This window comes from Sphingomonas sp., from assembly GCF_035317925.1.
Taxonomy (GTDB): Bacteria; Pseudomonadota; Alphaproteobacteria; order Sphingomonadales; family Sphingomonadaceae; genus Sphingomonas_I.
The window spans coordinates 1-6,594 of the sequence record NZ_DATHFV010000053.1; the positions used below are offsets into that span (position 1 = coordinate 1).

Consider the following 6,594-nt stretch of genomic DNA (forward strand, 5'->3'; position numbering starts at 1 on the left):
CTCGTGGCTCGCTTTGTGCGCCAGCCACGGCGCGCCGGTAATGTCGCCGATCGCGTAGATGCCCTCGACATTGGTGCGGCACATGGTGTCGATCACGACATGGCCGCGATCGGTTTTGATGCCGAGCGCTTCCAGCCCGATATTCTCGGTATTGGCGACGATGCCGACCGCGACGATGACGTGGCTATACTCCTGCGTCTCGGTCTTGCCGTCGGGCAGCTTGATCGTGGCGGTGACCGAGCGGCCGGGCTTCACGTCGATCTTCTCGACGCCGTGCTTGGGCAGCACCTTCATGCCCTGCTTTTCGAACTGCTTCTGGACGAAGGCCGAAACGTCGGCATCCTCGACCGGCAGGATGCGATCGAGCATCTCGACGATCGTCACCTTGGCGCCCATATCCGAATAGAAACTGGCGAATTCGCAACCGATCGCGCCCGATCCGATCACGAGCAAATTGGTCGGCATGTCGGCCGGCGTCAGCGCGTGGCGATAGGTCCAGATGCGATCGCCGTCGGCCTTGGCGAAAGGCAGATCGCGGGCGCGCGCGCCGGTCGCGAGGATGATGTTCTTGGCGACGATATCGACATTCTGGTCGCCGGTCTTGACCTGCAATTTGCCCTTGCCGGTGAGCGTGCCGACGCCTTCGAACACGGTGACCTTGTTCTTCTTCATCAGGCCTTTGACGCCGGCGTTGAGCTGGCCCGCGACCTTGCGGCTGCGATCGACGATCTTGGGCAGATCGAAACCGGCCTTCTCGACCGTCAGGCCGTAGGATTCGGCATGCGTCATGTAATGATAGACTTCGGACGTGCGCAGCAAAGCCTTGGTCGGGATGCAGCCCCAGTTGAGGCAAATGCCACCCAGCCGCTCACGTTCGATGATCGCGACCTTCATGCCCAACTGCGCCGCGCGGATCGCCGCGACATAACCGCCGGGGCCGGAGCCGAGAATTGCGAGATCAAAGGTTTCAGCCACTGGAGCCTCTTCTGTTCGGAATGTCTGGAATTTCCGCACCAATATAGTGCGCTGCTATTCGCCGATAACCCTGGGTCGGCCGTCATCGCCGATCGCGACGAAGGTGAAGATGGCGTGAGTGACACGATCGGTTTCCTCACCGGCGCGGATGCGGCGCCAGGCGGAGACGTCGATCTTCATCGACGAGCGCCCGGTCGAGATCACATCGGCATAGACCGAGACGACGTCGCCGATCTTGACCGGCTTGTGGAAGGTCATGCCGTCGACCGCGATCGTGACCGCGCGGCCTTTCGAAAAACGCGAGGCGACGGTGCCGGCGGCGCTATCCATGATCGACATCAGCCAGCCGCCGAAAATGTCGCCATAGGGGTTGGTGTCCGCCGGCATGGCGACCACCCGGACGGCGGGTTCTCCGACGGGAAGCGCCGGATCGTTGCTGCTCAAGCCAGCATGCCCAGCGGGTTTTCGCACAGGCGCTTGAACGCGGCCATGAAGGCTGCGCCGTCCGAGCCGTCGATCGCGCGGTGATCGAAGCTGCCGGTCGCGCTCATCACGGTCGCGATCTGGAGCGTGTCGTTGACGACATAAGGCCGTTTCTCGCCCGCGCCGATCGCGAGGATCATCGCCTGCGGCGGATTGATGATCGCTTCGAACTGCTTGATGCCGAACATGCCCATGTTGGACAGGCTGGCGGTGCCGCCGGCATATTCGTGCGGCTGGAGCTTGCCCTCACGCGCACGGCCGGCGAGATCCTTGATCTCGGTCGCGATCGCCGACAGCGACTTGGTGTCGGCGCCGGTGACGACGGGGGTGATCAGGCCACCCGGGATCGAGACCGCGACCGCAATGTCGGCGCGCTTGAACTGGATCAAATTGTCGCCCGCGAACTGGACGTTGCATGACGGCACTTCGATCAGCGCGGCGGCCTGCGCCTTGATCAGCATGTCGTTGACCGACAGCTTCACGCCACGGCTTTCGAGACCCTTGTTCAATTCGCCGCGCAGCTTGAGCAAGGCGTCGAGGTTGATGTCCACCGTCAGGTAGATGTGCGGCACCTGCTGCTTCGATTCGCTCAGGCGGCGCGCGATCGTTTTCCGCATGTTGGAAAGCTTGACCGTTTCCGACGGTACGCCTTCCGGCGCCGGGGCGGGCGTGTGCGCCGCAGCCGGTGCGGGGGCAGCGGCCTGGGGCGCCGCGGCGGCAGGCTTGGCCTGACCGGGCTGGGCGCCGGCAAGGTCCGCCTTGACGATGCGGCCGTTCGGACCGGTCCCGGTCACGCTCGACAGATCGACGCCCTGCTGCTCGGCGAGGCGGCGCGCGAGCGGGCTCGCCTTGACGCGATCACCCGATGCCGCGGGGGCGGCCTGGGGCGCAGCCGGTGCAGGCGTCGCGGCCTTGGCGACTTCGGGCTCCTTCTGCGGCGCGGCAGCCTTGGCGGGCGCAGGCGCGGTATCGGCCTTGGGCGCGGGCGACGAGGCATCTTCGTCCTCGCCGGCGAGAATCAGGATGACTTCACCGACCTTCACGCCGTCCGAACCTTCGGCGACGAGCAATTTGGTGACGGTGCCTTCGTCGATCGTCTCGAATTCCATCGTCGCCTTATCGGTCTCGATCTCGGCGAGGATATCGCCCGATTTGACGGTATCCCCTTCCTTGACGAGCCACTTCGCCAGCGTGCCCTCCTCCATCGTCGGGGACAAAGCGGGCATCTTGATTTCGATCGGCATGGACGACTGGCCTCTGTCAGGCGGGGACGGAAATGCGGCGTTCCTTTCGGACAGCGTGCCCTCAGGGTCAAGGCTAGCTTGCCACAAGGCCGAGAACGCGCGATTTCTAGGGCGGATGCGCACTTATCTCGCCGTGATCGACGACAAGCCCGAAGCGCGCACCGCGTTGCGCTTCGCCGCGCGACGCGCGGCCAAGACCGGCGGCGCGATCGCCATCCTCGCGCTCGTACCCGCGGCCGAGTTCGTCCAATGGTCCGGCGTGCAGGCGGCGATGGAGGAAGAAGAAAGGCTGCGCGTCGAAGGCATGGTCGCCGAAGCCGCCGGCGAACTGATGAAGGAAACCGGACTCAAACCCGACATCATCGTCCGCCAGGGCGATCCGGTGGCGGTAGTGCGCGAATTGCTGGAGACGCGGCCGGATGTCGCGGCTTTGGTATTGGGCGCCTCGGCGGACGGCGCCCCCGGCCCGCTAGTCGCGCATTTCGCGGGCGCGGCTGCGGGCACGATGCGCTGCCCGGTGATGATCATCCCGGGATCCCTGTCCGACGAAGCGCTCGACCGGCTGAGCTGAACCGTCAGGCGCTTTGCAGGCACTTCATCCCGCGACGCAGGAATGACGAAGTTGGACGCTTGTGGCGGATGCGGCGCTTCCATATGCGGAACGAATAATGTCCACCGGCTTCGACCCTGCTGCACTTCTGGCATCCGCAAAGGGTGGGCATATCGTCGCGCTCGGGCTGCGCTTCGTGGCGCAAGGCGCCGACTGGTGCGAATTCGCGATCGACTATGACCGGCGGCTGGTGTCGGATGCGGCGAGCGGCATCCTCGCCTCCGGCCCGATCGTATCGCTGATGGATACGGCCGCGGGCTTCGCGGTGTGGACGAAGCGCGGCGGATTCAAGCCGCAGGCGACGCTCGATCTGCGGCTCGACTATCTTCGCCCATCGCGCCCCGGCCAGACCATGACCGGCCGCGCCGAATGCTATCGGCTGACACGCCGGATCGCGTTCGTGCGTGGGCTGGCGCACGATGGCGACCCCGACGATCCGGTCGCGCACCTGACCGCGACCTATATGATCCTGGGGGACGGCAAGTGAGCGACGTCGCGCTGCTGCCTTATGCCGACTTCCTCGGCATCCGCATCGAAGGCGAGCGCGATAGCGCGCCGTTGCTGGTCATGCCCTTTTCGGAAGGGCTGCTGAACCTGCAGGGCGGAATCCACGGCGGCGCGATTTCCGGCCTATTGGAAATCGCCGCCATCGCCGCGATCGACGCGACGCTTGAGGAAGGCGAGGATCCGCGATCGGTGTTCAAGCCGATCACGGTGACGGTCGATTTCATGCGCCCCGGTTTGCCCGCGGACGTCTATGCCTGCGGCGAGGTGGTGCGCGTCGGCGGGCGCGTCGCCAATGTCGCGGTGACCGCGTGGCAGGACGATCCCGACCGGGTGATCGCGGCGGCGCGGATGAACCTGGCAATCACCCCACCGGCAGAGAAATGATGCGATACTGGCTGCTGCGTTCCGAACCCGATGCCTATAGCTGGGACGACCTTGTCCGCGACAAGGGCACCGAATGGACCGGCGTGCGCAATTATACCGCGCGCAATTTCCTGAAGGAGATGCAGCCGGGCGACCAGGCGCTGTTCTATCATTCGAATACCGAGAAAGCGGCGGTCGGGATCATGGAGATCATGCGCGCCTGGCAGCCCGACGGCGACGACGGCAAATGGGCGAGCGTGGCGGTGGAGCCGGTACGCAAGCTGGCCAAGCCGGTGACGCTTGAGGCGATCAAGGCCGAGCCGCGGCTGAAGGCGCTCGAGATGCTGCGCCAATCGCGCTTGTCGGTGACGCCGGTGCGCGAGGACGAATGGGCCGTATTGCTGGAAATGGGCGGCTAGCCAGGCTGCTCGACCCTTAGCTTCATCTCACTCAACGGTTTGCCGGTCACACGATCGATCACGACCGGCTCGATCTTTTGGCCTGTATCCGCATCGAAGGTGGTCGAAAGCGGGCCGCCGCCGAAATGCTTCGTGCCCCACGCCGCGATCGCCTGGAGCACGGGCAGATAATCGCGCCCGCATGATGTGAGCACATATTCGTCGCGCGGCGGGCGTTCGCTGTAGCGGCTTTTTTCCAGCAGGCCGTCCTCGACCAACGCCGCCAAGCGGCGCGTCAATATGTTGGGCGCGATCCCCAGGCTCTTGCGGAATTGGTCGAAGCGGGTGTGGCCCAGCGCGGCATCGCGCAGGATCATGATGCTCCACAGATCGGGCACGCGGGAGGCGCCGCGACCCACGGGGCAGGTGCCGGAAGCATATTTTTCGTTGTCCATTGCATTTTGATAGCGACATAACTATCAAAATGCAAGTCACTTATCTCCGAGTCGCGAAAGGGTTTCACCATGAGCAAGAATTATACGGGCACGGCGCTGATCACGGGCGCTTCTTCGGGTATCGGCGCGGTCTATGCGGACCGGCTCGCCAAACGCGGACACGACCTGATTCTGGTCGCGCGCGACAAGGCACGGATGGATGCGCTGGCGGATCGCCTGCGCGCCGAAACGGGCGTGACGGTGGACGTGGTGCGCGCCGACCTGACCGACCGCAACGACCTGGGCGTGATCGAGAAGCGGCTTGCGTCCGATCCGTCGATCGACATTCTCGTCAACAATGCCGGCATGTCCATGACCGGCACGATCGTCGAGGTCGAGCCGGCGCAGATCGAGCGGCTGATCGCGCTCAACATCACCGCCCCTTCCCTGCTTGCCTCGGCGGCCGCCAAGGCGTTCGTCGCGCGCGGCCGCGGCGCGATCGTCAACATCGCTTCGGTACTGGCGCTCGCGCCGGATCTGTTCGATGGCCTCTATTCGGGTTCCAAAGCGCATCTGCTCAACCTGAGCCTCAGTCTCGCCAGCCAGCTCAAGGACAAGGGCGTCTATACGCAGGCCGTGTTGCCGGGCGCGACGCGCACCGAAATCTGGGAGCGGTCGGGTAAAGACGTCGACGCCTTCCCGCCCGAGATCGTGATGACGGTCGACGACCTGGTCGATGCGTCGCTGGTCGGTTTCGACCGGCGCGAGACGGTGACGATCCCGCCGCTGGCCGACGAAGGCCAATGGACCGCGTTCAACGACGCGCGGCTGGCGATGGGGCCGAACCTGTCGCGCCGCGACGTGGCCGAACGCTATCGCGTGCCCGAGCCCGCCTGACATTCTAATTGCCTGGCCTTTCCGTCGGATAGCGCGAATCCGCCGAGAATAGGTCCGGAGTCTTGCTTGAAGCGGGCGGCGAGAGCCTTATCTGCCGCCCGTTCGAACTTCTCCAGGAAGGCGCATCCATGGACTATCGTCAGCTTGGCCGTTCCGGCCTCAAGGTTCCCGTCCTGAGCTACGGCACCGGCACGTTTGGCGGCTCCAACGCCTTCTTCGAACGCTGGGGAAACACCGACGTCGCGGAAGCGCGCAAGCTGATCGATATCTGCCTGGATGCGGGCGTTACCCTGTTCGATACGGCCGACGTCTATTCGAGCGGCGCGTCGGAAGAGATTCTGGGCGCGGCGCTCAAGGGCAAGCGCGATCAGGCGCTGATCTCGACCAAGGCGACCTTCCGCAAGGGCGACGGCCCCAACGATGTCGGCTCGTCGCGCTTCCACATCGTCCGTTCGGTCGAGGCCAGCCTCAAGCGGCTCCAGACCGAGCATATCGACCTCTATTTCATGCACGGTTTCGACGCGCTCACCCCGGTCGAGGAGACGTTGCGCGCGCTCGACGACCTGATCAGCGCGGGCAAGATCGGCTATATCGGCGCGTCCAACTTCTCCGGCTGGCAGCTGATGAAGAGCCTCGCTTATTCGGACGCACAGGGCCTCGCCCGCTATGTCGCCTACCAGGGT

General features: G+C 64.8%; 10 protein-coding genes. 6 read left to right on the forward strand and 4 right to left on the reverse strand.

Features of this window, described 5'->3' with window-relative positions:
* From VK533_RS04145 to VK533_RS04155, 3 genes are all read right to left on the reverse strand, one after another.
* Positions 1–975: FAD-dependent oxidoreductase (locus VK533_RS04145; RefSeq protein WP_324375289.1), on the reverse strand; the 975-nt coding region annotated here is incomplete at its 3' end.
* 54 nt (positions 976–1,029) lie between these two features.
* On the reverse strand, positions 1,030–1,362 hold the full coding sequence (locus VK533_RS04150) for an acyl-CoA thioesterase (protein ID WP_324375297.1): 333 nt from the start codon (positions 1,360–1,362) through the stop codon (positions 1,030–1,032).
* Between the two features lie 53 nt (positions 1,363–1,415).
* Complete coding sequence (locus tag VK533_RS04155; protein WP_324375290.1) at positions 1,416–2,702, reverse strand: pyruvate dehydrogenase complex dihydrolipoamide acetyltransferase; 1,287 nt, start codon at positions 2,700–2,702, stop codon at positions 1,416–1,418.
* 115 nt (positions 2,703–2,817) lie between these two features.
* Between VK533_RS04155 and VK533_RS04160 the strand changes: the two genes are divergently transcribed.
* The 4 genes from VK533_RS04160 to VK533_RS04175 all read left to right on the forward strand — a co-directional run bounded on the left by VK533_RS04160 (position 2,818) and on the right by VK533_RS04175 (position 4,601).
* Positions 2,818–3,273 (forward strand): universal stress protein, encoded by a 456-nt coding sequence (locus VK533_RS04160; protein ID WP_324375291.1) that lies wholly within the window; start codon positions 2,818–2,820, stop codon positions 3,271–3,273.
* Positions 3,274–3,370: 97 nt separating this feature from the next.
* Positions 3,371–3,799: a PaaI family thioesterase gene (locus tag VK533_RS04165; RefSeq protein WP_324375292.1), complete on the forward strand. Its 429-nt coding sequence runs from the start codon at positions 3,371–3,373 to the stop codon at positions 3,797–3,799.
* A complete protein-coding gene (locus VK533_RS04170) occupies positions 3,796–4,203 on the forward strand; it encodes a PaaI family thioesterase (protein WP_324375293.1) in 408 nt (135 codons plus the stop codon). The genes VK533_RS04165 and VK533_RS04170 overlap by 4 nt, the downstream gene beginning before the upstream one ends.
* A complete protein-coding gene (locus VK533_RS04175) occupies positions 4,203–4,601 on the forward strand; it encodes an EVE domain-containing protein (protein WP_324375299.1) in 399 nt (132 codons plus the stop codon). Before VK533_RS04170 ends, VK533_RS04175 begins: the two co-directional genes overlap by 1 nt.
* Here VK533_RS04175 and VK533_RS04180 read toward each other — a convergent pair.
* Complete coding sequence (locus VK533_RS04180) at positions 4,598–5,035, reverse strand: helix-turn-helix domain-containing protein (RefSeq protein ID WP_324375294.1); 438 nt, start codon at positions 5,033–5,035, stop codon at positions 4,598–4,600. The two genes, VK533_RS04175 and VK533_RS04180, sit on opposite strands and share 4 nt — an antisense overlap.
* Positions 5,036–5,104: 69 nt before the next feature.
* Between VK533_RS04180 and VK533_RS04185 the strand changes: the two genes are divergently transcribed.
* Positions 5,105–5,911 (forward strand): SDR family NAD(P)-dependent oxidoreductase, encoded by an 807-nt coding sequence (locus VK533_RS04185; protein ID WP_324375295.1) that lies wholly within the window; start codon positions 5,105–5,107, stop codon positions 5,909–5,911.
* Positions 5,912–6,039: 128 nt separating this feature from the next.
* Positions 6,040–6,594 (forward strand): aldo/keto reductase (locus tag VK533_RS04190; RefSeq protein WP_324375296.1); only part of this gene is annotated, 555 nt, incomplete at its 3' end.

Excerpts from the sequence above, each read along its gene's own strand:
- VK533_RS04150 (WP_324375297.1), bottom strand. The coding sequence starts at position 1,362 with ATGCCGGCGGACACCAACCCCTATGGCGACATTTTCGGCGGCTGGCTG.
- VK533_RS04155 (WP_324375290.1), bottom strand. The coding sequence starts at position 2,702 with ATGCCGATCGAAATCAAGATGCCCGCTTTGTCCCCGACGATGGAGGAG.
- VK533_RS04160 (WP_324375291.1), top strand. The coding sequence starts at position 2,818 with ATGCGCACTTATCTCGCCGTGATCGACGACAAGCCCGAAGCGCGCACC.
- VK533_RS04165 (WP_324375292.1), top strand. The coding sequence starts at position 3,371 with ATGTCCACCGGCTTCGACCCTGCTGCACTTCTGGCATCCGCAAAGGGT.
- VK533_RS04175 (WP_324375299.1), top strand. The coding sequence starts at position 4,203 with ATGCGATACTGGCTGCTGCGTTCCGAACCCGATGCCTATAGCTGGGAC.
- VK533_RS04180 (WP_324375294.1), bottom strand. The coding sequence starts at position 5,035 with ATGGACAACGAAAAATATGCTTCCGGCACCTGCCCCGTGGGTCGCGGC.
- VK533_RS04185 (WP_324375295.1), top strand. The coding sequence starts at position 5,105 with ATGAGCAAGAATTATACGGGCACGGCGCTGATCACGGGCGCTTCTTCG.